29 protein-coding genes and 1 riboswitch are annotated in these 23,286 nt (G+C 61.3%); of the genes, 17 read left to right on the top strand and 12 right to left on the bottom strand.

What is annotated here, in order from left to right; all coding sequences use genetic code 11:
* Positions 1-44 precede the first annotated feature (44 nt).
* The 8 genes from ABK249_RS12315 (at position 45) to ABK249_RS12350 (ending at position 4,707) form a co-directional block, all read left to right on the top strand.
* Positions 45-1,172, top strand: coding sequence for an S-(hydroxymethyl)glutathione dehydrogenase/class III alcohol dehydrogenase (locus tag ABK249_RS12315; protein ID WP_037147045.1), 1,128 nt, complete (start codon positions 45-47; stop codon positions 1,170-1,172).
* A 113-nt stretch (positions 1,173-1,285) separates the two neighbouring features.
* Complete coding sequence (locus ABK249_RS12320) at positions 1,286-1,705, top strand: YciI family protein (protein WP_037147048.1); 420 nt, start codon at positions 1,286-1,288, stop codon at positions 1,703-1,705.
* 199 nt (positions 1,706-1,904) lie between these two features.
* Positions 1,905-2,093 carry a YegP family protein gene (locus tag ABK249_RS12325; RefSeq protein ID WP_348863018.1) on the top strand — a complete coding sequence of 63 codons (189 nt, stop codon included), beginning with the start codon at positions 1,905-1,907 and terminating at the stop codon, positions 2,091-2,093.
* Positions 2,094-2,145: 52 nt separating this feature from the next.
* Entirely contained in the window at positions 2,146-2,592 is a 447-nt protein-coding gene (locus tag ABK249_RS12330) for a YaiI/YqxD family protein (protein ID WP_348863020.1), read from the top strand.
* An 18-nt stretch (positions 2,593-2,610) separates the two neighbouring features.
* Complete coding sequence (locus tag ABK249_RS12335) at positions 2,611-3,273, top strand: DUF1345 domain-containing protein (protein ID WP_037147053.1); 663 nt, start codon at positions 2,611-2,613, stop codon at positions 3,271-3,273.
* Between the two features lie 20 nt (positions 3,274-3,293).
* Positions 3,294-4,127, top strand: coding sequence for an S-formylglutathione hydrolase (gene fghA / locus ABK249_RS12340; RefSeq protein ID WP_348863022.1), 834 nt, complete (start codon positions 3,294-3,296; stop codon positions 4,125-4,127).
* Between the two features lie 164 nt (positions 4,128-4,291).
* The gene (locus ABK249_RS12345) at positions 4,292-4,447 is read left to right on the top strand and encodes a hypothetical protein (protein WP_227702909.1); all 156 of its coding nucleotides are present in this window, start codon (positions 4,292-4,294) and stop codon (positions 4,445-4,447) included.
* Positions 4,444-4,707 carry a DNA-binding protein gene (locus tag ABK249_RS12350; RefSeq protein WP_227702910.1) on the top strand — a complete coding sequence of 88 codons (264 nt, stop codon included), beginning with the start codon at positions 4,444-4,446 and terminating at the stop codon, positions 4,705-4,707. The genes ABK249_RS12345 and ABK249_RS12350 overlap by 4 nt, the downstream gene beginning before the upstream one ends.
* Before the next feature lies 1 nt (position 4,708).
* On the opposite strand, the gene ABK249_RS12355 is transcribed toward ABK249_RS12350, so the two are convergent.
* The 5 genes from ABK249_RS12355 to crcB are packed head-to-tail and all read right to left on the bottom strand — an operon-like array spanning position 4,709 to position 8,118.
* Positions 4,709-5,197 (bottom strand): hypothetical protein, encoded by a 489-nt coding sequence (locus ABK249_RS12355; protein WP_037147064.1) that lies wholly within the window; start codon positions 5,195-5,197, stop codon positions 4,709-4,711.
* Positions 5,198-5,254: 57 nt separating this feature from the next.
* Positions 5,255-6,046 carry an ATP12 family chaperone protein gene (locus tag ABK249_RS12360; protein ID WP_348863024.1) on the bottom strand — a complete coding sequence of 264 codons (792 nt, stop codon included), beginning with the start codon at positions 6,044-6,046 and terminating at the stop codon, positions 5,255-5,257.
* A 12-nt stretch (positions 6,047-6,058) separates the two neighbouring features.
* Positions 6,059-6,712 carry an HAD-IA family hydrolase gene (locus tag ABK249_RS12365; protein ID WP_348863026.1) on the bottom strand — a complete coding sequence of 218 codons (654 nt, stop codon included), beginning with the start codon at positions 6,710-6,712 and terminating at the stop codon, positions 6,059-6,061.
* Positions 6,712-7,701: an RluA family pseudouridine synthase gene (locus ABK249_RS12370; RefSeq protein WP_348863028.1), complete on the bottom strand. Its 990-nt coding sequence runs from the start codon at positions 7,699-7,701 to the stop codon at positions 6,712-6,714. Before ABK249_RS12370 ends, ABK249_RS12365 begins: the two co-directional genes overlap by 1 nt.
* A gap of 39 nt (positions 7,702-7,740) precedes the next feature.
* A complete protein-coding gene (gene crcB, locus ABK249_RS12375) occupies positions 7,741-8,118 on the bottom strand; it encodes a fluoride efflux transporter CrcB (protein WP_348863030.1) in 378 nt (125 codons plus the stop codon).
* Between the two features lie 122 nt (positions 8,119-8,240).
* On the opposite strand from crcB, the gene ABK249_RS12380 reads away from it, so the two are divergent.
* Positions 8,241-8,519 carry a hypothetical protein gene (locus ABK249_RS12380; RefSeq protein ID WP_152601052.1) on the top strand — a complete coding sequence of 93 codons (279 nt, stop codon included), beginning with the start codon at positions 8,241-8,243 and terminating at the stop codon, positions 8,517-8,519.
* 15 nt (positions 8,520-8,534) lie between these two features.
* Here the strand turns inward: ABK249_RS12380 and ABK249_RS12385 are convergent, their stop codons facing one another.
* Positions 8,535-9,014: an Lrp/AsnC family transcriptional regulator gene (locus ABK249_RS12385; RefSeq protein WP_348863032.1), complete on the bottom strand. Its 480-nt coding sequence runs from the start codon at positions 9,012-9,014 to the stop codon at positions 8,535-8,537.
* A gap of 140 nt (positions 9,015-9,154) precedes the next feature.
* On the opposite strand from ABK249_RS12385, the gene ABK249_RS12390 reads away from it, so the two are divergent.
* Complete coding sequence (locus ABK249_RS12390; RefSeq protein ID WP_348863033.1) at positions 9,155-9,571, top strand: DUF2000 domain-containing protein; 417 nt, start codon at positions 9,155-9,157, stop codon at positions 9,569-9,571.
* Positions 9,572-9,626: 55 nt separating this feature from the next.
* Here the strand turns inward: ABK249_RS12390 and ABK249_RS12395 are convergent, their stop codons facing one another.
* Positions 9,627-10,622 carry a copper chaperone PCu(A)C domain-containing protein gene (locus ABK249_RS12395; protein WP_348863035.1) on the bottom strand — a complete coding sequence of 332 codons (996 nt, stop codon included), beginning with the start codon at positions 10,620-10,622 and terminating at the stop codon, positions 9,627-9,629.
* Between the two features lie 77 nt (positions 10,623-10,699).
* Positions 10,700-11,098 carry a hypothetical protein gene (locus tag ABK249_RS12400; protein ID WP_152601053.1) on the bottom strand — a complete coding sequence of 133 codons (399 nt, stop codon included), beginning with the start codon at positions 11,096-11,098 and terminating at the stop codon, positions 10,700-10,702.
* A 194-nt stretch (positions 11,099-11,292) separates the two neighbouring features.
* A riboswitch (glycine riboswitch) is annotated at positions 11,293-11,380 on the top strand.
* A gap of 154 nt (positions 11,381-11,534) precedes the next feature.
* Between ABK249_RS12400 and gcvT the strand changes: the two genes are divergently transcribed.
* The 4 genes from gcvT (at position 11,535) to ABK249_RS12420 (ending at position 16,712) form a co-directional block, all read left to right on the top strand.
* On the top strand, positions 11,535-12,671 hold the full coding sequence (gene gcvT, locus ABK249_RS12405) for a glycine cleavage system aminomethyltransferase GcvT (protein WP_037147088.1): 1,137 nt from the start codon (positions 11,535-11,537) through the stop codon (positions 12,669-12,671).
* Positions 12,672-12,840: 169 nt separating this feature from the next.
* Positions 12,841-13,203, top strand: a complete 363-nt coding sequence (gene gcvH, locus ABK249_RS12410; protein WP_348863036.1) for a glycine cleavage system protein GcvH — start codon at positions 12,841-12,843, stop codon at positions 13,201-13,203.
* Positions 13,200-16,064 carry an aminomethyl-transferring glycine dehydrogenase gene (gene gcvP, locus ABK249_RS12415; protein ID WP_348863038.1) on the top strand — a complete coding sequence of 955 codons (2,865 nt, stop codon included), beginning with the start codon at positions 13,200-13,202 and terminating at the stop codon, positions 16,062-16,064. The genes gcvH and gcvP overlap by 4 nt, the downstream gene beginning before the upstream one ends.
* Positions 16,065-16,268: 204 nt before the next feature.
* Positions 16,269-16,712, top strand: coding sequence for an SRPBCC family protein (locus ABK249_RS12420; protein WP_348863039.1), 444 nt, complete (start codon positions 16,269-16,271; stop codon positions 16,710-16,712).
* A gap of 780 nt (positions 16,713-17,492) precedes the next feature.
* Here ABK249_RS12420 and dusA read toward each other — a convergent pair.
* Positions 17,493-18,539 (bottom strand): tRNA dihydrouridine(20/20a) synthase DusA, encoded by a 1,047-nt coding sequence (gene dusA, locus ABK249_RS12425; protein ID WP_348863040.1) that lies wholly within the window; start codon positions 18,537-18,539, stop codon positions 17,493-17,495.
* Positions 18,540-18,682: 143 nt separating this feature from the next.
* On the opposite strand from dusA, the gene ABK249_RS12430 reads away from it, so the two are divergent.
* Entirely contained in the window at positions 18,683-19,369 is a 687-nt protein-coding gene (locus ABK249_RS12430; protein WP_348863042.1) for a fumarylacetoacetate hydrolase family protein, read from the top strand.
* 36 nt (positions 19,370-19,405) lie between these two features.
* Positions 19,406-19,933, top strand: a complete 528-nt coding sequence (locus ABK249_RS12435; protein ID WP_037147105.1) for a gamma carbonic anhydrase family protein — start codon at positions 19,406-19,408, stop codon at positions 19,931-19,933.
* A gap of 12 nt (positions 19,934-19,945) precedes the next feature.
* Here the strand turns inward: ABK249_RS12435 and ABK249_RS12440 are convergent, their stop codons facing one another.
* From ABK249_RS12440 to ABK249_RS12450, 3 genes are read right to left on the bottom strand one after another with little or no spacing between them, the layout of a single operon-like run.
* Entirely contained in the window at positions 19,946-20,383 is a 438-nt protein-coding gene (locus ABK249_RS12440; protein ID WP_037148474.1) for a Fur family transcriptional regulator, read from the bottom strand.
* Positions 20,383-21,207: a zinc ABC transporter permease subunit ZnuB gene (znuB, locus tag ABK249_RS12445; protein ID WP_348863043.1), complete on the bottom strand. Its 825-nt coding sequence runs from the start codon at positions 21,205-21,207 to the stop codon at positions 20,383-20,385. The genes ABK249_RS12440 and znuB overlap by 1 nt, the downstream gene beginning before the upstream one ends.
* Positions 21,200-22,114 (bottom strand): ATP-binding cassette domain-containing protein, encoded by a 915-nt coding sequence (locus ABK249_RS12450; RefSeq protein WP_415926440.1) that lies wholly within the window; start codon positions 22,112-22,114, stop codon positions 21,200-21,202. The genes znuB and ABK249_RS12450 overlap by 8 nt, the downstream gene beginning before the upstream one ends.
* Before the next feature lie 96 nt (positions 22,115-22,210).
* Between ABK249_RS12450 and znuA the strand changes: the two genes are divergently transcribed.
* Positions 22,211-23,197, top strand: a complete 987-nt coding sequence (znuA, locus tag ABK249_RS12455; protein ID WP_348863044.1) for a zinc ABC transporter substrate-binding protein ZnuA — start codon at positions 22,211-22,213, stop codon at positions 23,195-23,197.
* Positions 23,198-23,286: the final 89 nt, after the last annotated feature.

Here is a 23,286-nt window from a genome sequence, read left to right on the forward strand (position 1 = left end):
CGAAGGTCCGCCCGGATTCGAAAAGTACCTAAGGGAGAGACAAGATGGATGTCCGTGCCGCCGTTGCCGTCCAGGCTGGAAAACCACTCGAAGTGATGACCGTTAAGCTCGAAGGCCCGAAGGCCGGCGAGGTGCTGGTGGAGGTCAAGGCGACCGGCATCTGCCACACCGACGATTTCACGCTCTCCGGTGCCGATCCGGAAGGTCTCTTCCCGGCCATCCTCGGCCATGAGGGCGCCGGCATCGTTGTCGACGTCGGCCCCGGCGTCACCTCGGTGAAAAAGGGCGACCACGTCATTCCGCTCTACACGCCGGAATGCCGCGAATGCCCCTCCTGCCTGTCACGGAAGACGAATCTCTGCACGGCGATCCGCTCCACCCAGGGCCAGGGCGTCATGCCGGACGGCACTTCGCGTTTCTCGATCGGCAAGGACAAGATCCATCATTATATGGGTTGTTCGACCTTCGCGAACTACACCGTCCTGCCGGAGATCGCTGTCGCCAAGGTCAATCCCGACGCTCCCTTCGACAAGATCTGCTATATCGGTTGCGGCGTCACGACCGGCATCGGCGCGGTCATCAATACGGCCAAGGTCGAGATCGGATCGACCGCGATCGTCTTCGGCCTCGGCGGCATCGGCTTGAACGTCATCCAGGGACTTCGCCTTGCCGGAGCCGACATGATTATCGGCGTGGACCTGAACAACGACAAGAAGGCCTGGGGCGAACGTTTCGGCATGACCCATTTCGTCAATCCGAAGGAGGTCGGCGACGATATCGTGCCTTACCTCGTCAACATGACGAAGCGCGGCGCGGACCAGATCGGCGGTGCCGACTACACGTTCGACTGCACCGGCAATACCAGGGCGATGCGCCAGGCGCTGGAAGCCTCGCATCGCGGTTGGGGCAAGTCGGTCGTCATCGGGGTTGCCGGCGCCGGCCAGGAAATCTCCACCCGTCCGTTCCAGCTTGTCACCGGCCGTAGCTGGATGGGAACCGCCTTCGGCGGTGCGCGCGGCCGCACCGACGTGCCGAAGATCGTCGACTGGTACATGGAAGGCAAGATCGAGATCGATCCGATGATCACCCACACCATGCCGCTCGAAGACATCAACAAGGGTTTTGAGCTGATGCATGGCGGAGAATCCATCCGCAGCGTCGTGATCTACTGACGGAAAAGCCGCGTTTCGGAAAAAATCGTGGCAGGAATGTCTGCTTAACCTCACCTCGTTCGTCATCGGTACAGAAGTCAATGAAGGCTTCTGTACCGAGAGGAGAGAAGACGATGCGCGTTATGGTTATAGTCAGAGCCACCAAGGACAGCGAGGCAGGGATCCTGCCTTCGACCGAACTCCTGGAGGCTATGGGGAAGTATAACGAGGAACTGGCTGCCGCGGGCATCATGCTTGCCGGCGAAGGTCTCAAACCGTCCTCGGCCGGCAAACGGGTCGCATTCGACGGCGTGAGCCGGATCGTCACGGACGGCCCCTTCACCGAAACCCGCGAAGTGATCGCCGGCTTCTGGCTGTGGCAGGTCAAGGACATGGCGGAGGCTGTCGAATGGGTCAAACGCTGCCCCAATCCCATGCCCGGTCCGAGCGAGATCGAAATACGGCCGCTCTACGAACTGGCCGACTTCGGCGAGACACTGACGCCGGAGGTGAGAGATCTGCACGAGCGTACTCGTACGAAAACCTCCGGCTGAACACGACAGCGCGGGCGACGGCCACCCGCGTCATGCTGCTCGAAGATATCAACAGGTTTTTTCGCCAATGCGTGGCGGCGAATCGATCCGCGGCGTAGTGATCTAGCAAGCGCGGCACTCATACCTTGTCAGAGCCGCGCTTGCCATCGCAGCGAACAAATCTATGATTCCGATTCCAATCAATGGAGACGAGCAGACGATGTACAAGTTCGAAATCTACAAGGATAAGGCCGGAGAGTTCCGTTTCCGCTTCAAGGCTCCAAACGGCCAGACCATGTTCTCGTCCGAGGGGTATTCGGCCAAGGCTTCTGCCGTCTCCGCGATCGAGTCCATCCAGAAGAATGCACCTGGCGCGACGATCGACGACCAGACAACGGCAACCGCCTGAGTGATAGCTTCTTCCCTTCACGCTCAGCTTTATCGCCTGAGGGGATAGCGTCATGATCTACGTCGATGCTGATGCCTGTCCGGTGAAGCCGGAAATCCTCAAGGTCGCGGAACGCCACGGCCTTGAGGTGAGTTTTGTCGCCAATTCCGGCCTCCGCCCTTCGCGGGATCCGATGATCCATAACATCATCGTCTCCGGCGCCTTCGATGCCGCCGACGATTGGATTGCAGAACGCGCCGGCCAGGGCGATATCGTCATTACCGCCGATGTGCCGCTTGCCGGCCGTTGCGTCGCCAAAGGTGCGCAGGTGACCGGCCCGACCGGTCGTATCTTCGACGCGACCAATATCGGCATGGCCTCCGCGATGCGCGATCTCGGGGCTCACCTGCGTGAAACCGGCGAGAGTAAAGGCTATAACGCTGCCTTCTCGGCCCGCGACCGGTCAAAATTCCTTGAAACGCTGGACAGGCTCTGCCGCCGCACCAGATCAGGCGCGTGAGACATCGGAAAGACCGTCATGCCGAGCTCCTGGCAAAGGTTGAAGCACCACCGGCATGGACCGTTCCTCATAGGCACTGTCACTGCACTTGCCTGCCTGCCCGTCCTGTTCGTTTACGTGCCGCATCTCGCGGCGGGCATCACGGTCATTGTCTTCTTCCTGATCTATCTCGGCATGATGGCTGCCCGTATCCCCAAGCTTGACGGTTCCGTATTGCGGCAGAAGGGGCAGAACAACGATGAGCCGGCGCCGGTCATCCTTGCCGTGACGCTGCTTGCGGTCCTGGCCGCCGTGGTCTCGCTCTTCGAAGCATTGAACCGGGGCCGGCCGACGGGCCTGACGGAAATATCATTGGCTTTCGCATCGGTCTTTCTGGGATGGTTGACGATCCACATGATGTTTGCCATGCACTACGCCCATCTCTACTGGCGGCCGGACGAGCAACGGCAGGAGAACGAAGCGAAGCGCGGCGGTCTTGATTTTCCCGAGACGGATGAGCCCGGCGCCTACGATTTCCTCTATTTTTCCTTCGTCATCGGCATGACGGCCCAGACGTCCGACACCGCCATCACCACCACCGCCATGCGTAAGATCAACCTTGCGCATGCGGTCATATCCTTTTTCTTCAATACCGTGCTGGTGGCTGCCGCGGTCAATGCCGTGGTCTCGCTTGCGGGTTGAGTTCTTCAGGAGAGAAACGCATGAAAATCCTGTCCCAGAACACCGCCTTTGGCGGCATGCAGGGTGTCTATTCGCATCAGTCCGACGCCTGCAACTGCGAGATGACCTTCGCCGTCTTCGTGCCGCCGAAAGCCATCCATGAGCCCTGCCCCGTCCTCTGGTATCTCTCCGGCCTCACCTGCACGCATGCGAATGTCATGGAGAAGGGCGAATACCGGCGCATGGCCTCCGAACTCGGCCTCATCGTCGTCTGCCCGGACACCAGCCCTCGCGGCAACGACGTGCCGGACGAACTCACCAACTGGCAGATGGGCAAGGGTGCCGGCTTCTATCTCGATGCGACTGAAAAGCCCTGGGCCGAAAACTACCGGATGTACACTTACATTACCGAAGAACTTCCTGCTTTTGTGAGCCAGCATTTCCGCGTGGACATGGATCGTCAGGGCATTTTCGGCCACTCCATGGGCGGTCATGGCGCCATGACGATCGCTCTGAAGAATCCGGATCGCTTCAGAAGCTGCTCGGCCTTCGCGCCGATCGTCGAGCCCTCGACCGCCGATTGGTCGGCCCCCGCCTTCGAGAAATACCTCGGCCCGGACCGCGCCGCATGGCGCCGATATGATGCCTGCGCCCTGGTGGAAGACGGAGCGCGGTTCCCCGAATTCCTGATCGATCAGGGCAAGGCGGACGGATTTCTGGAAAACGGCCTGCGTCCCTGGCTGTTCGAGGAAGCGGTCAAGGAAACCGATATCGGCCTGACGCTCAGGATGCATGAGCGCTACGACCATTCCTACTATTTCATCTCGACCTTCATGGACGATCACCTCCGCTGGCACGCGGAACGATTGAGATAGTCGCTTGAGTTCCATCAGGTCAAAATATATATTGTATATGTATGGACATTCAGTGGTCGGATGAAAAGAATGATCTGCTCAAACAGAAGTTCGGTTTCGGCTTCGAAAGGATCATCATCGCGTTAAGCGATGGTAAGCTCCTGGATGATCGTCAGCATGCGAATATGGAACGTTATCCCCATCAGCGACAATTGGTGGTCGAGATCGAAGCCTACGCATTTGTCGTGCCCTATGGGGAAACGGAAGACGGGATATTCCTGAAGACCTTTTTTCCGAGCAGGAAGGCGACCCGCATCTATCTGAAGGGTGAGAAGCCGTGAGCAAAAGCAAAGTCGTTGACCTGAGCGATGAAGAAATCATCGCCCTGTCGGAAACCGACGAGTGGGTACCGGTTGGTGACCTGGAAGAGCGCAGGCGCTTCTGGAGGGAGGCCGCGCGCAACATGATTGAAGGAAAGCGGCAGAGAATCTCGATCTCCATTCCGGAAAGAGATTTGGCACGTCTCAAGGCCAAGGCCTTGGAGATGGGAATGCCCTATCAGACACTGATCAATTCGATCCTGCACAAATACGTTTCGTGATTCACGGAAACAGCGCGTTGGCGATTGTCGGCCGCTGGCCACCGTCCAGCTTGAATTCGCCGGCGATGCGCTCCGCGATCCTGCCGGCAAGTTCCCTATCTGCTTCGTTCGTATCGAAGAGGAAGATCGAGGTCTTGAAGCTGCCTTCGGCGATCGGCTCGCCGCTCGCAACGGAGATGGCCCGGACCGTCACCCTCGCCTCGTGCCGGCTGCCGATCAGGAGCGGAACATGCGACGCGGTATCGATGCGTACGGTGATGATGGTGCGCGGCAGGATGATGGACCGCACCGTCGCCCGGATCGCCTCGTCGATCAGCATGTCGGTGGCGATGACGAGGCCCTGCGGCACATCGGGACGCGCGGTGACGAATGCGCCGCGCACGTCGTAGAGCAGCTTTTCGCGCCTTTCGTCTTCCGCCGGCATGCGGAAGGCCATGAGTGGCAAGGCCGCTAATACGATGAGAGCGAAGCGAAGGGCGTGGCGGAGCATCGGGAGGTCCGAAAACGATCTGACCCGATCTTGTGCCCAACTACGGTTAGAGAACCCTTAAGCGACCGGCCTCAGCGCCTGAAAAACTGCCGCCGCCGCCTGTATCTCCTCGAACCGTTTGGCGCGGCGATGCTCGGCCTCCGCATCAGCGCCCCAATGCTCGTTGGTCCAGTCCTCTTCGAGATGGGCAAGCGCCCAGGCCTCGTCGACGGTGATGCGGCCTTCCGCAAAGGCAAGCGCCAGGATTGCCGAACCGGTCAGCGTCGTGACGGTATGCAGCACCGCAAGTTCGATCGGCGTGGCATATTTCCTGAGCGTCACCCCGAATGCGGCTATCGCCTCCTTCGGCTGTTCCTGTGGCATGATGCCTTCGACCAGGATGAAGCGAGCCCCAAGCTCGTTCGCCGCCCAGTCGATGATCGGATCCCATTGCTCGTTCTGGCGGACGACGAGATTTTCCGGGCTGTCGGCGCGATAGCAGAGCATATCGCTTGAAGAAAAGCGCAGGACATCCTCGAAGACGGGCTGCGTATCGGGCGCAATCCCGTCGATCGCCGTATTGACGAGCCGCGTCACCGGCATCGTGCGCGGGTCGATGACATCCACCTGATCGGCCCATTCATCCCGCAGCAGTTCCGCCAGCCTTTCGGTCGGTGCGACGAGCGCGTTCTTGGATGGCGTCTTCACCGGCCGGCCGTCGAGATGGAGCGCATGTCCGCCCTCGCCTTCAGACACCGAAACCTCTTTGTAGAAGCGTTTCGGCAGCGGTTTCTGCATCTGGATCTGCGCCCGCCGTGTCGGATCGGCATGGCTAAGCATGTCGGAAGGGTCCGGGAAAATGTCACGCATGGAAAACAAACCTCAGCCGATATGGGCGAGAATCTCGCTCGGGTGATGGATGACGGCGTCGGCTCCCGCCTCTTTCAATTCGCCCACCGAGGCATAACCCCAGGATACGCCGACCGCTTTGGCCCCGGCGGCTTTTGCCATCTGCATATCGTAAATGGCGTCGCCAATGACAAGAGTTTCCTCCGGTCGTATGCCCGTTTCATCGCAGCATTCCGTCACCATGGCCGGATGCGGTTTGGATGGGCAATCGTCGGCCGTCCGTCCCACGACGAAATATCTATCGAAACCATGCGTTTCCATCACGAGATTGAGGCCGCGTCGCGACTTGCCCGTCACCGCGCCAATCAGCAGGTTCTCGCGGGGGCCGATTTCGTCGATCAGTTCGCGGATGCCGGGAAACAGCGGCTCCTTGAAATTGAGATCCTGCCGGACGACGGAAAATAGCGACTTGTAATAGGCCGTCATGTCGACGTCTTCCTGATCCGCATGCTGCTTGCCCTGCATGCGGGCGATCGCGATGTCGAGCGTCAGGCCGATGATCGACTTGGTGTCCGCCACCTTGGGCTCCGGCTTGCCGAACTGCGCGAAGGTGCGCCGCATGGTTTCGTGGATAAGGCCGGCGCTGTCGACCAGCGTCCCGTCGCAATCGAATAAAACAAGTCTCATCAGTCTTCTTCTTTTTCGCCGTCGGCCTCGTTGAAGCCAAGCAGGTTCCAGCTTTGCACCATATGCGGCGGCAACGGCGCCGTCACCTTCAGCCGGCCGCCGGCAGGATGCGGTATATCGATATGCCGCGCATGCAGATGCAGCCGCTTCTGAACGCCGCCGGGAAAATCCCAGTTCGGATCGTCGATGAAATACTTCGGATCGCCGATGATCGGATGACCCATGTAAAGCGCATGGACGCGGAGCTGGTGGGTGCGGCCCGTATACGGCTCCATCTCCAGCCAGGCAAGGCGCTGTGCTGCGGTATCGATCACGCGGTAATAGGAAACCGCATGATCGGCGCCCTCCTCGCCGTGCTTGGCGATCCGCATCCGGTCGCCGTCGGGCGTCTGCTCCTTGACGAGCCAGGTGGAGATCTTGTCTTCATGCTTGCGCGGCACGCCCTTCACCAGCGCCCAATAGGTCTTCTTGGTGTCGCGTTCGCGGAAGGCGGCGGTCAGCTTCTGGGCCGCGCCGCGAGTGCGGGCGATCACCAGCACGCCGGATGTGTCGCGATCCAGCCGGTGCACGAGCCGCGGCTTCTCGCCTTTGGCGCTCACCCAGGCGTCAAGCATCTTGTCGATGTGCCGCGTCACGCCGGAACCGCCCTGTACCGCAAGACCGGCCGGCTTGTTCAGGACGAAGACCTTGTCGTCCTCGTGGAGCAGCATGCGTGAAAGAAGCTCGGCGTCGCCGGAATGCTTGAGCTCCTTGGACGCGATCGGCCCGGTCTTCTTCGCATCCACCTCGATCGGCGGAATGCGCACCATCTGGCCCGGCTGAACACGGGTATCGGATTTCACGCGCCCGCCATCGACGCGCACCTGTCCGGAGCGCAGAAGTTTCTGCAGTGGGCCAAAACCGAGGCCCGGATAACGGGTCTTGAACCAGCGGTCGAGACGCATGCCCGCCTCGTCCGCCTCGACACGGATATGCTCGATGCCTGCCATCAAAGCTCTTTCTAATTCTTCTTGGGTCTGTCCTGCCCTTTAGAGCATTGCCCGCCCGAGCGCCAGCCCGCCGAAGACGGCGCCGAGAGAGATCGCGACGCTGGCAACGAGATAGGCGGCCCCGGCGACGGTTGCTCCCCGCTCGAGGAGTGAGATCACGTCCAGCGAGAATGCGGAGAAGGTCGTAAAGCCTCCGAGAATTCCGGTGATGATGAACAGCCGCAGGTCCGTGGACATATCGAAGCGACGCATGATGAGTTCGGCCATGAAGCCGATCGCGAACGAGCCGACAACATTGACGGTGAGCGTACCCCACGGAAAGGCCGCGCCGAATTGGCGCAGGGCCCAGATCCCGACGAGATAGCGGCAGACTGAGCCGATCGCTCCGCCAAGGGCGACGAGAAGGATGTTGTTCATGAAAAGCTCTGTAATCCGGAAAGAAAATCGATGATTGGATAAAATGCCGACATTTTGGTTAAATGGGAACAAATCCGATCTGCCTTATTTCCTTTTTATCTGGAAAGGCAGTGACAGGCGACATGACACTAGTGCTCAGCATATCGGCGAATACGGCCGCCATTGCGATCGAGGCCCTGAAGCCCGGACGGCGCATATCGCCGAAGGATCAGGCGGCCGACATCAAGGCTGATGCGGAACGTAACGCCCGGCGGGCAGAGAATGCCAGCGATCCCGGCGACATCCGGCTTATGGTTCCTGCCCCCACCGTATCCCTGGATATGTTGGACGCCGGCCAGCAACCGCGCCAGCAGGTTTCAATCAACCACGTGCAGTCGGCCTACCGCGATCTGGAAGACTGAGGATATCTGTTCGATTCACTTACCCGCGAAACGCAGCGGAAAGCCATCGAAAGGTTTGATCTCCTTCAGGACGAAGGTGGTCTGCATCTCCTTGATGCGTGGCAGCCGCCTGAGCGTCGACATCGCGAAATCCGCGTAGGCGTCGAGATCGGGCGAGACCACCTGCAGCAGGAAATCCGCGTCCCCGGCAATGCTGTAGCAGGCGACCACCTCGTCGAGCCTGGACACTTCGGCTGCAAAGGCCTCTGCTTCGGCCGCGCTGTGGCTGTCGATTTTCACCCGGATGAAGGCGAGCACGCCAAGGCCGATCGCCCTTCGATCCAGCACCGCCTTATAGCCTTGGATCATGCCCGTTTCCTCAAGCTGACGAACGCGCCGCCAGCTCGGCGAGGTGGAGAGGCCGACCTTTTCGGCAAGTGCCTGATTGGTCAACCGGCCATCCTCCTGCAAGGCCTCCAGGATTCGCACATCTACCGGTTCGACCGTCGCGTCCATGAATGTCTACCTTATTTCAATGTGATAGAGGTATATTCTACCCAATCAAGCTGAAATTCGAAAGCAATAGGTAGGATCGTCCCGCAAATTGAAGGTAATGTCCCCTGCATCTTTCGTGAGAGAATGCTTCCGGTACCGCCATGATCGACGACATCCGTCTTGCCATCATCGTCAACCCTGCCCTGCCGCTCGGCCTCCTCAGCAATACTGTTGCAGCGATCTCGATCGGCCTCGGAGCCTCGATGCCGGAACTTGCGGCCCGCCGGCTCACCGACCGCGAGAATCGCACGATCGACATCAGCTCCAATCGGCCCGTGCCGATCCTGCAAGCGGACACCGAAGCGATCCGTTCGCTTCTGCTGCGAGCTCTGGCGCAGCCGGAAGAACGCGCCGTCGTGCCCTTCCCGGCCTTCGCCCGGGCGCTGCATGATTACAGGGACTACGAAGCCTCCTTCCCCGGACGCAACCTCGCGGAGGAGGCAATCGACGGTCTCGGCCTTGCCGGCCCGTCGAAATGGATCAGATCGCTGACCGGCAGCCTGAAACTCTTGCGATAGAAAAAGAAGAGGCCGCTTGCAGGCGGCCTCCGGATCGGATTGCTGGATCTCTCAATCAGTTGTTCTGCACGCCCGAAGGAGCCGAGGGACCGACCGGGAGCTTGAGCTCCACCTTGCCTGCCTTCTCGAAGGTCAGCGTAACCGGCACTTCGCCGCCGGCCTTGAACGGCGCCGTCACCTTCATGAACATCATGTGCAGCCCGCCGGGCTTCAGCTCGACGGTCTTGCCGGCCGGAATTGCTATGCCGGTATCGAGCCTGCGCATCTTCATGACTTCGCCCTGCATGGCCATTTCATGCAGTTCCACGGTGCCGGCGATCGGCGAAGTGGCAGAAACCAGCACGTCGTCGGTCTGGCCGTTGTTCTTGACGGTGAAATATCCGCCGCCGACCGGCTGGCCAGGCAGCATGGCCTTTGTGAAAGCGCCGGTGATCTCCAGATCGCCGAGCTTCACGACCGCGGTGCTCGCAGGATTGGCTGCACCGTTGCCCGCCATCATCGCCATCGCGGCGTGATCATGCCCCGCCGGCATCTTCGGTGTTACGGTCAGGGCTGGAGCCGGGCTTTTCAGCGAATGCGGATCAACGCCTTCGGCCGCAACCTGGTCCCACGCAACCTTGCCGTCGGTGCTGCAAAGCTGGGTCGTCGGAAAAGCGAGCGTCTTGCCGGCTGCAATACCCGAGACCTTACCCTGGATGACGAAGGTGTCGTAAAAAGCGTCCGGCAGGTTGCCGTTCTTCCAGCGGATTTCCACGGGGCCGGCCGTTACGGGTTTGCCGTGGTTGTCATAGGTCTTGGCATAGTTGCCCTGAATGACTTCCAGCTCCCAGCCCGGCTTCGGCTGCGGCTTTGCGAAAACGAAACCCTCCGGCAGCCTGACCTGCACTTCGGTGGTCGCCTTGCCGTCGCAGCCATGCGGAACCTGCAGCGCGATGACGGAGGTGGCTTCTTCCGCCGCGGTAGGGTTGGCGAAGGTCGCATGCGCATGGGCGTTGGCCATGCTGACGGTGGCGAAAGCGCCCGAGAGAGCGAGTTTGGTGATGGTCTTCATGATATGTCCCCTTCCGGTGACGGCGCTCTTTGCCGCTCGACCGGGAATACGATTGATCTCTTGAACCGATAGAAGGATCAGATCGAAAGCGGCGGGGCGCGGGATTTCGGCCGGGCGACGGCAGTCGTACCGAGCAACTGGGAGAACTGGCGGAGCGGATTGATGAGAAAAGCTGGTTCGCTGGCCAGCCATGCCTCGTCGGTTGGCGGAGGAAGGATAATAGAGGATGCCAGCAGGCAGACTTCGCAGACCGGCCTTGCCGCCGGCTGGCGCTCGTGATGAACATCTTCCGCGCAGATATCGGCGAACGTGCCGTCCGGCAGCCGGTAAGCTTCGCTGTAAGAATCGAGCGGTGCGCCCGCCTGGACGGGCTGATGGGCAAATCCCAGCGAAAGCAGAACGACGGCGCAGAAGATGCGCAGAAAATTCGCCGCTGTCGGCAGAAAATTCGCCGGTGTCGAGGGCCTTGCCATCATTGTCCTGCCTGTCCGAATGGCATCGGAATAACCCAGATCGCGAAAAAGTGCAAAAGCACTTTCTGCCTCATACAACAGCGATCGATGCGGCTTCTTTGCATTAGATCAAATAGCGTTTGCTGCGCTGCGACAAAAATCATGTTGCCCGCGACACGAGGGGCTTGCCAAATGCCGGGCGAGGTCGATAATGACCGCCAGACTCGCTGGGAGAAGCCGCTTGAATGCGGTGCCGAAGGAGCAACCGCCCCGGAAACTCTCAGGCAAAAGGACCAGCGGGCGCCAACAGGACTCTGGAGAGAAGCCTTTCCGTTAGGCAAGGGCTCGCCGAAGGGATAACAATCTCAGGCGAAAGGGACAGAGGGGGCTCAAGAACCGGCGCGGCAACGCGCCAGATACTGAGCCGGCGCGACAAGTGCGCCAGACCTTGGAGGCGCCCTTGGACGATCAGACCCCTCTTAAGAAAACTCCGCTTCACGCGCTGCATCTGTCGCTTGGTGCGAAAATGGTGCCCTTTGCGGGCTACGACATGCCGGTGCAATATCCTGCCGGTGTCCTGAAGGAACACCTGCACACCCGCACAGCCGCGGGCCTTTTCGACGTCTCGCATATGGGCCAGGTGATCGTGAAGGCCAAAACCGCCGCCTTCGAGGATGCCGCGCGTCTACTCGAAAGCCTTGTCCCGGTCGATATCCTGGGCCTAAAGCCCGGCCGCCAGCGCTACGGCTTCTTCACCGACGAAAATGGCGGCATTCTCGACGACCTGATGATCACCAATCGCGGCGACCATCTTTTCGTCGTCGTCAACGCGGCCTGCAAGGAAGCGGATGTCGCGTATATGAAGGCGCATCTTTCCGGCTGCGATGTCACGCTTCTCGAAGATCGTGCACTTCTTGCTCTCCAGGGGCCACGCGCCGAGGCGGCGCTTGCCGAGCTTTGGCCGGAAGTCACTGCCATGAAGTTCATGGATGTCCGGGACGCTTCCTTGCATGACGCCGCCTGCATCATTTCGCGCTCCGGCTATTCCGGCGAGGACGGTTTCGAGATCTCCGTTCCCGCCGACAGGGCTGAAGGAATCGCCAAGGCGCTCCTTGAGCATCCGGATTGTCAGCCGATCGGCCTCGGCGCCCGTGATTCCCTGCGCCTGGAAGCTGGGCTTTGCCTCTACGGCAACGACATCGACACCACGACCAGCCCGATCGAAGCCTCGCTCGAGTGGGCGATCCAGAAGCCCCGCCGCATGGGTGGTGAGCGCGCCGGCGGCTTTCCGGGCGCTGACCGTATCCTCGACGAACTGACGAACGGCACCTCGCGTCGCCGCGTCGGCCTGAGGCCGGAAGGCAAGGCGCCGGTTCGCGGCCATTCAGGACTTTTCGCCGATGCAGAGGGCAAGACGGAGATCGGCGAGGTCACCTCCGGCGGTTTCGGTCCCACGGTCGAAAGCCCGGTCGCCATGGGTTATGTGCCGACGGAATATGCCGCCCCCGGCACGCAGATTTTCGCGGAGGTGCGCGGCAAATTCCTGCCTGTTACGGTATCCGCGCTCCCCTTCATCACCCCCACATATAAACGTTGAACCCATGGCCAAGATTGCCCCTCATCCGGCTGCCGCCACCTTCTCCCCGTTCAAACGGGGAGAAGGACGCATGCCGCCAACGCCTGCCTAGTCCCCTCTCCCTGCATGCGGGGAGAGGGTTAGGGTGAGGGGCAAACGGCTCGCACCACATCACGAGAGGAACAAACTAATGCTGAAATTTACCGCCGAACATGAATGGCTGAAGCTCGAAGGCGATGTCGCCACCGTCGGCATCACCGTGCACGCCGCCGAACAGCTCGGCGACCTCGTTTTCGTCGAACTGCCGGAAGTGGGCAGTCAGCTTTCCAAGGACGGAAATGCCGCGACCGTCGAGAGCGTCAAGGCCGCCTCCGACGTCTATTGTCCGCTCGATGGCGAAGTGATTGAGGTCAACCAGACGATCGTCGACGATCCCTCGATCGTGAACTCCGATCCGCAAGGAGCCGCCTGGTTCTTCAAGCTGAAGCTGAAGAACCCCGCCGATGCCGATGCGCTGCTCGACGAGGCCGCCTATCAGGAGCTGATCGCATGAGCGACCGGACGGATTTCCATTTCACCGATTACCAGCCCTACGATTTCGCCAATCGCCGGCATATCGGCCCCTCGCCCGCCGAAATGACCGAGATGCTGAAGGTAATCGGCTACCCCTCGCTCGACGCGCTCATCGATGCGACGGTGCCTTCCTCCATCCGCCAGCAGACGCCGCTTGCCTGGGGTGCTGCCCTCACGGAACGCGAAGCGCTCGACCGCCTACGCGAGACGGCGAACCGCAACCAGGTGTTCGTCTCGCTGATCGGCCAAGGCTATTACGGCACGATCACGCCGCCCGTCATCCAGCGCAACATCCTCGAAAACCCTGCCTGGTACACGGCCTATACGCCCTATCAGCCGGAGATTTCCCAAGGCCGCCTCGAAGCGCTCCTCAATTTCCAGACGATGATCTGCGACCTGACCGGTCTCGATGTCGCCAACGCGTCGCTGCTCGATGAAGCGACCGCCGCTGCCGAAGCCATGGCACTTTGCCAGCGTCAGGCCAAGTCCAAGGCGATCGCCTTCTTCGTGGATTCCGCCTGCCATCCGCAGACGATCGCGCTCATCGAAACCCGCGCCGCACCGCTCGGCTGGACCGTCATCGTCGGCGATCCGATGACCGATCTCGATCCCGTCGACGTCTTCGGCGCGATCTTCCAGTATCCCGGCACCCACGGCCATGTTCGCGATTTTTCGGGCCTGATCGCTCGCCTGCACCAGACCGGCGCGCTTGCGGCGGTCGCCGCCGACCCGCTGGCGCTGACGCTTCTGAAATCGCCCGGTGAAATGGGTGCCGATATCGCCATCGGTTCCTCGCAGCGTTTTGGCGTGCCGGTCGGTTACGGCGGACCGCATGCGGCCTATATGGCGGTCAAGGATGCCCACAAGCGCGCCATGCCTGGCCGCCTCGTCGGCGTTTCGGTGGACAGTCGCGGCAACCGCGCCTACCGCCTCAGCCTGCAGACCCGCGAGCAGCATATCCGCCGCGAGAAGGCGACGTCGAACATCTGCACCGCCCAGGTTCTGCTCGCGGTCATGGCCTCCATGTACGGCGTCTTCCATGGCCCGGACGGGCTGAAGGCGATCGCCCAGCAGGTCCACAAGAAGGCCGTGCTGATGGCGAAGGGCCTCGAGAAGCTCGGCTACCGGATCGAGCCCGACACCTTCTTCGACACCATCACCGTTGAAGTGGGCCACATGCAGGGCCTTGTCCTGCGCGCCGCCGTCGCCGAAGGCGTCAACCTGCGCAAGGTCGGCGAAACGCGGATCGGCATGTCGCTCGACGAACGAACCCGTCCGGCAGCGCTCGAAGCCGTCTGGCGGGCCTTCGGCGGCAATTTCAAGGTGTCCGACTTCTCGCCGGAATACCGTCTGCCGAACGCGCTTCTCCGGAAGTCGGACTACATGACCCATCCGATCTTCCACATGAACCGCGCCGAAAGCGAGATGACACGCTATATCCGCCGGCTTTCTGATCGCGATCTGGCGCTCGACCGGGCAATGATCCCGCTCGGCTCCTGCACCATGAAGCTCAATGCGACGGCGGAAATGCTGCCGATCACCTGGCCGGAATTTTCCGACATCCACCCCTTCGTCCCCGCCGATCAGGCTCTCGGCTACAAGGAGATGATCGACGATCTTTCCCAGAAACTCTGCCAGATCACCGGCTACGACGCCTTCTCCATGCAGCCGAATTCCGGCGCGCAAGGGGAATATGCGGGCCTGCTCACCATTCGCAACTATCATATCGCGAACGGCGAGACTCACCGCAATGTCTGCCTCATTCCCACCTCCGCGCACGGCACCAACCCGGCCTCGGCGCAGATGGCCGGCATGAAGGTCGTGCCGGTCAAGGCGAGGGAGAACGGCGACATCGACATGGACGATTTCCGCGCCAAGGCCGAGGAACACGCGGCAGACCTTTCCTGCTGCATGATCACCTATCCTTCCACCCACGGCGTTTTCGAGGAGACGGTGAAGGAGATCTGCGCGATCACCCACAAGTATGGTGGCCAGGTCTACCTGGACGGCGCCAACATGAACGCCATGGTCGGTCTGTCCCGCCCCGGTGACATCGGCTCGGACGTGTCGCACCTGAACCTGCACAAGACCTTCTGCATTCCGCATGGCGGCGGTGGTCCCGGCATGGGGCCGATCGGCGTCAAGGCGCATCTCGCGGCCCATCTTCCCGGCCATCCTCAGTCGGATGGCAGGGAAGGCGCGGTTTCGGCCGCCCCGTTCGGCTCGCCGTCGATCCTGCCGATCTCCTGGTCCTACTGCCTGATGATGGGCGGCGAAGGTCTGACGCAGGCGACCAAGGTGGCGATCCTCAACGCCAATTATATCGCCGCCCGGCTGAAGGGCGCCTATGACGTGCTCTACAAGTCGGAAGCCGGCCGTGTGGCGCATGAATGCATCATCGACACGCGCCCTCTCAGCACCTCGGCCGGCGTCACGGTGGACGACATCGCCAAGCGCCTGATCGATTGCGGTTTCCATGCCCCGACCATGAGCTGGCCGGTTGCCGGCACGCTGATGATCGAGCCGACCGAATCGGAGCCCAAAGCCGAACTCGATCGCTTCTGCGATGCGATGCTGGCGATCCGCGAGGAAGCCCGGGCTATCGAGGAAGGCAGGATGGATCGGGAAAACAACCCGCTCAAGAACGCCCCGCACACGGTGGAAGACCTCGTCGGCGAATGGGACCGGCCCTACTCCAGGGAGCAGGCCTGCTACCCGCCTGGCGCCTTCAGGGTCGACAAATACTGGTCGCCGGTCAACCGCGTCGACAACGTCTATGGAGACCGCAATCTCGTCTGCACCTGCCCGCCGATGGAGGCCTACGCGGAGGCGGCGGAATAGTTGGGACACCAAACCGGGGGCGGCGAATGCGGCGCCCCCGCTCTTCTCTTGCGAGGAAAGATGGACGCGGCCGCTGTTGTCAGCCGCAAGCCAGCAGTAGGATATCCCGAAAATTTTCAACGGCAGGCTTGGGCTTTGTCGGATTACCCAAGCCTCGTCCGTCCTTGGAGTCGTACGTTCCATCCATTCAGAAGGATCACGACCATGCCCAGTACCATACGCCTGCACCGCGTCCTCGCCACCAGCCCGGAAAAGGTCTATCGCGCGTTCATCGAAGCGGACGCGCTCGCCAAATGGCTTCCCCCGAACGGTTTTACCTGCACCGTGCATCACTTTGAATCGACCGTCGGCGGCAAGTTCAAGATGTCCTTCCGCAACTTTACGACGGGCAACAGCCATTCGTTCGGCGGCGAATATCTCGAGCTCGTTCCGGGTGAGCGCGTTCGCTACACGGACAGGTTCGACGACCCCAACCTGCCTGGCGAGATGGACGTCACCGTGACGTTGAAGAAAGTCTCGGTCGGGACAGAAATGGATATTACCCAGGCTGGCGTGCCGGACGTCATCCCGGCCGAAGCCTGCTATCTCGGCTGGCAGGAGTCGCTGAAAAACCTGGCAAGGCTTGTCGAGCCGGAGATCAACGAATAGCGCACCGGCTTCCCGAAACAACAAGCGCTGCCACTCGATCCATCGCCGGTTTGGCGGGAAGAACCTGCCGCTCGCGATCTCCTCTCTTGAGGGGGAGATGCCCGGCAGGGCAGAGGGGGGTATGGTGAGGCAAATCAAAGCCTTGCGAGAAATCGGCAGGAAAAATCGCCCTCGTTCATCCCCGCGCTCCCGCCTCATGCCTACAATTCCCCCGTCCCGCATCGGATACGCTGGCAGGCGTGCCAGTGAGGCGGGGCCGGCGCCGGGTGTGAGGAAACGACGTAAGTCCTTGCATTCGGGGTCCGCGGAAAATGGTCTCCCTCCGGCGACGTGGGGGCGGATGAGACGCTGTCGGGCCGACGTCTCGTTTCGCTTCCTTGCATTATGCGCCGGGCGTGCCTGTGAGGCATTGGAGGGTGACGGGACAGCGCCATGCGGCGTCCGGGGTTTTCCTTGAAAGCCCGGCTGCGCGGCGCAGGTGGAAGACGGTGCCCCCCGACGGCTCGCGAATGAGCAATCGGGACCGGTGGTCATGGCCGTAGCACCGTAAGTCTAAAGAGCGTGCATGACACTCTCCCGCTCAGGAGGGGCGCGCCACCGTTCCCACAAACCCCGTCATCGCAGAGGGACCGGAGTCGCGGGCATAAACCGCCGAACGGGGCGCTGAGAGGTGCTACCCAAAACTAAAATATAAGAGGCAGCTTTCAGCGCCCCGTCCGAAACGAATTTTCGACCATCACCAAGGGATGAATGTGTCCTGTAGAAGGGCACTGCCCAGGCTCACCCCGCCAGCCTTTTCTCCTCGGGTTGAGCCCGAGGACCGCCATCGATATCCACCGCTGCAAATGCTGCCGCGATTACCTCAACCCCAGCACCGGGGCGGGTCGCTTCGGCGGAAAGGATCTGGCGGAAACGGCGCGCGCCGGCAAATCCCTGGAAAAGCCCGACCATATGCCGCGTGACGTGATGCAACCTTCCGCCGGATGCGATCACCTCGTCCGCATAGGCCATCATCGTATCGCGCAGCTTGAGCCAGTCGATATCGGCAGTTCGAGTCTTCTCGACCGCACCAAACTCCATCAATTCATCCACCCCGGCCAGCAGTCCGGCATTCTGGTAGGCGGCGCGGCCGAGCATCACCCCGTCCATCACGGCAAGGTGACCTGCCGCCTGGCCGAGATCGGCAATGCCGCCATTGATCCCGATGAACACATCCGGGTTTTCGCGTTTCATCCGATGGACGAGCTCGTAATCGAGCGGCGGGATCTCGCGGTTCTCCTTCGGCGAAAGCCCCTGCAGCCAAGCCTTGCGGGCGTGGATCCAGATCGCATCCGCCCCTGCCCCGATCATCCGGGCAAGGAAATCCGGCAGAACCTCGGCCGGTTCCTGATCGTCGACGCCGATGCGGCATTTCACAGTCACCGGCACGGTCGAGACCTGCTTCATCGCTGCCACCAGATCGGCGACAAGCGCCGGATCGCGCATCAGGCAGGCGCCGAACGTGCCGGACTGCACCCGGTCCGACGGGCAGCCGACATTCAGGTTGATTTCGTCGTAGCCGTAGTCCGCGGCGATCCGCACCGCTTCGGATAGCTTTCCCGCATCCGATCCGCCGAGCTGCAAGGCCACCGGATGTTCGGCCGGCGAATAGGAGAGCAGCCTCTCCCGCGGCCCGTGGATGATCGCATCCACCACGATCATCTCGGTATAGAGCATCGCATGCCTCGAAAGCTGCCGGTGCAGGAAACGGCAATGCCGGTCCGTCCAGTCGATCATCGGAGCGACTGCAAAGATCTTTCGGCCGTGCTTCAGCGCGTCTGCGTACATTCAAATTCCTTCTGTTTGCGGCTTCCATACAGCAAACAAAAATTCTTCGCCAGTTTTCCCCGCCGCTCCGAAAGGGGCTAGGATTGTGCAACGATTTGTAAGACAAAGACGTCCCCGTCTTTCTGTTTTCTAGGATGTCTGCCATGCGCGCCACCGTGATCCCCGCCCCGGAACCCGTTCTTCTCGACGTGGAGGGAGTGACGGAACAGTTCCCGGTACGCAGGGTCTATTGCGTCGGCCGCAACTATGCCGACCACGCGATCGAGATGGGTCACGATCCGTCGCGCGAACCGCCCTTCTTCTTCCAGAAGAACGCCGACAACATCTATAACGGCGAGACCTTCCCCTACCCGGCGCTTTCCTCCGACGTGCATTACGAGGTCGAACTCGTCATGGCGCTTTCCGGCGGCGGCGCGGATATATCGGTCGAGGATGCGCTTTCCAAGGTCTATGGCTATGCCGTCGGTATCGATTTCACCCGCCGCGACCTTCAGGACAAGGCGAAGAAGATGAGCCGCCCCTGGGAGGCGGCGAAAGCCTTCGAAAAATCGGCGCCGGTTTCAGCGATCGTTCCGGCGGCGAAGATCGGCCATCCGCAGATGGGGGCGATCTGGCTGGAGGTCAATGGCGGACGCAAACAGTCCGGCGATCTCAACCAGATGATCTGGAAGCTGCCGGAAATCATCACCGAACTGTCGAAGCTCTTCGTGCTGGCGCCAGGCGATGTGATCATGACCGGCACGCCGGCCGGTGTCGGCCCGATCGTTCGCGGCGATCAGGTCGCCTGCGGCATCGATGGCGTCGGCAAGCTTTCGCTCACGGTCGCCTGACGGAACAAGGCCTGACGGAACAAGGGAGGAGAAACCATGCCGCTTTATGCTCTCGGAGAATTCGAGCCGAAACTCCCTGCCCCGGATCGCTATTGGGTGGCACCGGACGCCAATGTCATCGGCAAGGTGGAGCTCGGCGAAGATGTCGGCATCTGGTTCGGCACAGTCTTGCGCGGCGACAACGAGCCGATCGTGGTCGGCGCCGGCACCAACATCCAGGAAGGTGTGATGATCCATACGGATATGGGGTATCCGGTGACGATTGGCGCCGGCTGCACGATCGGCCACCACGCCATCATCCACGGCTGCACCATCGGGGAGAACGCGCTGGTCGGCATGGGAGCGACGATCCTGAACGGCGCGAAGATCGGCAACAACTGCCTCGTCGGCGCCAATGCGCTCGTCACCGAAGGCAAGGAATTCCCGGACAATTCATTGATCGTCGGTTCGCCGGCAAAAGTCATCCGCACCCTGGACGACACGGCCGTGGAGAGGCTCAAACTGTCGGCGATCAATTATATCGCCAACTGGAAGCGGTTCGGCCGCGATCTGCGACAGCTTTAGGCGGCGCCAAATTCAAGCGGCACAAGCCTCGCAGAGGCCGCGGATCTCGATGGTCGTCTTGGCGGGTTTGAACCCCTTCCCCTTCGCCCAGTCGCCGAGGCGATGGTCGACCTGGTGGTCGTGGAATTCGAAGACATGGCCGCAACTCTCGCAGATCGCAAACGCGACCGTGCCGTGGTGGCCATGACCTGTGCTGCAGCATTCGCTGTTCGGATGGGCGCAGGCGACGAAGGCGTTCAGGCTTTCCAGCCGGTGCACCATGCCGAATTCGGTGAGCTTGTCGAGCGCGCGATAGACCTGCAGCGGAGCGCGGAACCCATGGTCGCGCAGCTTGTCGAGAATGGTATAGGCGCTCATCGGCGCGTCGGAGCGGTTGAGCACCTCGAAGACGAGCGACTGGTTCTTGGTCAATGCCGGGGTTGAAGCCGGTGAAGATACCGGTGCGTTCATCATCGCACTCCTGTGTTGCCGGCCCTCTCGGCCGTGTTTTTCCCCGCTACGGGGATAAGGCTTACAATGAAAAGTAAGAGTGCCGCCACCACAATGGAAGGTCCGGACGGCGTATCATAAGTAAGTGAACCGAACAGTCCGCCGACGACCGCGACCGCGCCGATCAGCGAGGCCGCGACGGCCATCACTTCGGGGCTCGACGAGAACCGCCGCGCCGTGGCGGCGGGAATGATCAGCAGCGCCGTGATCAGCATGATGCCGACGACCTTCATGGCGATGGCGATGACGAGCGCCATCAGAAGCATGAAGAGAAGCCTGGCCCGAGCCGGCTTCATGCCTTCCGCCTCCGCGAGATCCTCGCTGACGGTGGAGGCGATCAGCGGCCGCCAGAGCGCGATGATCGCCGCGATCACCAGCACGCCGCCGCCCCAGATCAGCGCGATGTCGGCGCGCGTCACCGCCAGGATATCTCCGAACAGGAAAGCGACGAGGTCGATCCTGACCCAGCTCATGAAGGCGACGAGTACAAGGCCGATCGCCAGCGCCGAATGGGAAAGGATGCCGAGCAGTGCGTCGGCGGAGAGTGATTGCCGCCGCTGCAGCATGAGGAGCAGCAGAGACACGACGACTGCGACGCCGAACACCGAGACGAGCAGATTGACCTGGAAGAAAAGCGACAGGGCGACCCCAAGCAAGGCCGAATGAGCCATCGTATCCCCAAAATAGGCCATGCGCCGCCAGACCACGAAACAGCCGAGCGGACCGGCCGTCAAAGCTACGCCGACGCCGGCAATGAGGGCTCGCGTGAAGAAATCGTCAAACACGGTCGTCCTCCCTGCCCGTGGCCGGTGCAAGATGGCTATGCGTGCTGTGGTGATGAAGGTGATGGTCGTGCGAACTGTGGTCCTCGTTTTCGTGATGATGCCCGTCGCCCGGATGGCAATGATCGGTGATCGAGCCGTCGCCATGCAGCACCCGCCCGTCCGGCAGATGGGTATGGTCATGATGATGGCTGTAGACCGCCAGCGAACGGGAATTGCCGCCGAAGAGTTTCAGGTAGTCGGCACTCTGGCCGACCACCTCCGGCGTGCCTCGGCAGCAGATATGGCCGTTGAGGCAGATCACGGTGTCGGTACCGGCCATCACCATGTGCAGGTCGTGCGAGATCATCAGGATGCCGCATCCGGTGGAATTGCGGATCGAACGGATCAGGTCGTAAAGCGCGCTTTCGCCGGCGAAATCGACACCCTGCACCGGTTCGTCGAGCACCATGAGGTCCGGCTTGCGGGCGATCGCACGGGCCAGCAGTGCGCGTTGGAATTCACCGCCGGAAAGATGCCGCACTTCCGCATCGACGAGATGTGGAATGCCGGTTGCTTCAAGCGCGGCCCGGAGTTCTGCGTCGTCGAGCGAACCGGTAAGCCGCATCAGGCGCCGGACCGAGAGCGGCATGGTCCAGTCGATCGCAAGCTTCTGCGGCACATAACCGATCCGCAGGCCATGCGCGCGGGTGACCGTACCTTCGTCCGGGCGCAGCACGCCGATTGCAACTTTCGCCGTCGTGGATTTGCCGGCGCCGTTCGGGCCGATCAGCGTCACGACTTCGCCGCGGCGGATCGAAAAATCCACGCCGCGCACCAGCCATCGGCCATCCCGGCGGATGCCGGCATTGTCGAGCGATACAAGCTGGCTTTCGCCGGGAAGGGCCACAGCCCCTGTGGTCATCAGCATGTTTTTTCCGGATTCCCTGTTGTCAGTGGCTATGACACACGTTATAGCATAACGCAATTGATGTAATAACATTACAGAGCAATACAAGGACGTGAAATGAAACCGGTCCCCCTTTCCCTTCTCTCGGCTGCAACATTTTTCGCGAGTGCCGCGGCGAGCGCCGCTGCCCCGGATGTGGTGGTTTCGATCAAGCCGATCCACTCGCTGGTGGCGTCGATCATGAAAGGCGTCGCAGAACCGAAGCTGATCGTCCAGGGCGCCGCCTCGCCCCATACGTTTTCCCTCAAACCCTCCAATGCGGCCGCGATCGAAAGCGCCGACGTGATCTTCTGGGTCGGTCCCGGCATCGAGGCCTTTCTGGAAAAGCCGCTGAAGGCGCTGGCCTCCTCGGCCACGGTGGTCGAACTGGAGGATGCGCCGGGCCTCGAAAAGCTGCCCTTCCGTGAAGGCGGCGCGTTCGAAGCCCATGATGATGAGCATGAAGGCGAGGAAGCGCATGGGCATGATGACCATGACCACGACGAAGAGCAGCATGCCGGTCATGAGGATCACGATCACGGAGAATTCGACACGCATCTGTGGCTCGATCCGATGAATACCAAGGCCATTGCTGCCGAGATTGAAAAGACGCTGGTCGAAGCCGATCCCGCCAATGCGGCGACTTATCAGGCCAACGGAGCCTCGCTTTTGAAGCAGATCGATGCGCTGGATGCCGAACTGAAGGCCACCATCGCGCCGGTGAAGGACAAGCCCTTCATCGTTTTCCACGACGCCTATCAATATTTCGAACATCGTTACGGCGTCCGCGTCGCCGGTTCGATCACCGTCAGCCCGGAGACGATGCCGGGCGCTGAACGCGTCAACCAGATCCACAAAAAGGTGACGGAGCTTGGCGCGACCTGCGTCTTTGCCGAGCCGCAGTTCGAGCCGAAGCTGGTGGCTGTGGTGACGGAAGGAACTCCGGCCCGTTCTGGGACGCTCGATCCGGAAGCGGCAACGCTGAAGGAGGGTCCTGATCTTTATTTCGAGCTGATGCGGGGATTGGCAAGCTCAATGAAGAACTGCCTCTCCCAAGGCATGTAGGGAATGGAAGCACGGTCGCTGATCGCATAGCGGCGACCTTTGCGGGGCCTGCGGGTGGTAAGGCAAAACGCCCGCAGGCCGTCCGCGAT

This window comes from Neorhizobium phenanthreniclasticum (genome assembly GCF_040066075.1).
In the GTDB taxonomy this organism is placed as follows: domain Bacteria; phylum Pseudomonadota; class Alphaproteobacteria; order Rhizobiales; family Rhizobiaceae; genus Neorhizobium; species Neorhizobium petrolearium.

Coding starts and splice junctions, on each gene's coding strand:
- ABK249_RS12355 (WP_037147064.1), bottom strand. CDS start 5,197: ATGCTCCGCCACGCCCTTCGCTTCGCTCTCATCGTATTAGCGGCCTTG.
- dusA (WP_348863040.1), bottom strand. CDS start 18,539: ATGTACGCAGACGCGCTGAAGCACGGCCGAAAGATCTTTGCAGTCGCT.
- ABK249_RS12380 (WP_152601052.1), top strand. CDS start 8,241: ATGACACTAGTGCTCAGCATATCGGCGAATACGGCCGCCATTGCGATC.
- crcB (WP_348863030.1), bottom strand. CDS start 8,118: ATGAACAACATCCTTCTCGTCGCCCTTGGCGGAGCGATCGGCTCAGTC.
- fghA (WP_348863022.1), top strand. CDS start 3,294: ATGAAAATCCTGTCCCAGAACACCGCCTTTGGCGGCATGCAGGGTGTC.
- gcvH (WP_348863036.1), top strand. CDS start 12,841: ATGCTGAAATTTACCGCCGAACATGAATGGCTGAAGCTCGAAGGCGAT.
- ABK249_RS12435 (WP_037147105.1), top strand. CDS start 19,406: ATGCCGCTTTATGCTCTCGGAGAATTCGAGCCGAAACTCCCTGCCCCG.
- znuA (WP_348863044.1), top strand. CDS start 22,211: ATGAAACCGGTCCCCCTTTCCCTTCTCTCGGCTGCAACATTTTTCGCG.
- ABK249_RS12335 (WP_037147053.1), top strand. CDS start 2,611: ATGCCGAGCTCCTGGCAAAGGTTGAAGCACCACCGGCATGGACCGTTC.
- ABK249_RS12450 (WP_415926440.1), bottom strand. CDS start 22,114: ATGCTGATGACCACAGGGGCTGTGGCCCTTCCCGGCGAAAGCCAGCTT.
- ABK249_RS12365 (WP_348863026.1), bottom strand. CDS start 6,712: ATGAGACTTGTTTTATTCGATTGCGACGGGACGCTGGTCGACAGCGCC.
- ABK249_RS12330 (WP_348863020.1), top strand. CDS start 2,146: ATGATCTACGTCGATGCTGATGCCTGTCCGGTGAAGCCGGAAATCCTC.
- ABK249_RS12370 (WP_348863028.1), bottom strand. CDS start 7,701: ATGGCAGGCATCGAGCATATCCGTGTCGAGGCGGACGAGGCGGGCATG.
- ABK249_RS12440 (WP_037148474.1), bottom strand. CDS start 20,383: ATGAACGCACCGGTATCTTCACCGGCTTCAACCCCGGCATTGACCAAG.
- ABK249_RS12345 (WP_227702909.1), top strand. CDS start 4,292: ATGGAACGTTATCCCCATCAGCGACAATTGGTGGTCGAGATCGAAGCC.
- ABK249_RS12400 (WP_152601053.1), bottom strand. CDS start 11,098: ATGATGGCAAGGCCCTCGACACCGGCGAATTTTCTGCCGACAGCGGCG.
- ABK249_RS12325 (WP_348863018.1), top strand. CDS start 1,905: ATGTACAAGTTCGAAATCTACAAGGATAAGGCCGGAGAGTTCCGTTTC.
- gcvP (WP_348863038.1), top strand. CDS start 13,200: ATGAGCGACCGGACGGATTTCCATTTCACCGATTACCAGCCCTACGAT.
- ABK249_RS12430 (WP_348863042.1), top strand. CDS start 18,683: ATGCGCGCCACCGTGATCCCCGCCCCGGAACCCGTTCTTCTCGACGTG.
- ABK249_RS12420 (WP_348863039.1), top strand. CDS start 16,269: ATGCCCAGTACCATACGCCTGCACCGCGTCCTCGCCACCAGCCCGGAA.
- ABK249_RS12390 (WP_348863033.1), top strand. CDS start 9,155: ATGATCGACGACATCCGTCTTGCCATCATCGTCAACCCTGCCCTGCCG.
- ABK249_RS12395 (WP_348863035.1), bottom strand. CDS start 10,622: ATGAAGACCATCACCAAACTCGCTCTCTCGGGCGCTTTCGCCACCGTC.
- ABK249_RS12320 (WP_037147048.1), top strand. CDS start 1,286: ATGCGCGTTATGGTTATAGTCAGAGCCACCAAGGACAGCGAGGCAGGG.
- ABK249_RS12315 (WP_037147045.1), top strand. CDS start 45: ATGGATGTCCGTGCCGCCGTTGCCGTCCAGGCTGGAAAACCACTCGAA.
- ABK249_RS12385 (WP_348863032.1), bottom strand. CDS start 9,014: ATGGACGCGACGGTCGAACCGGTAGATGTGCGAATCCTGGAGGCCTTG.
- ABK249_RS12360 (WP_348863024.1), bottom strand. CDS start 6,046: ATGCGTGACATTTTCCCGGACCCTTCCGACATGCTTAGCCATGCCGAT.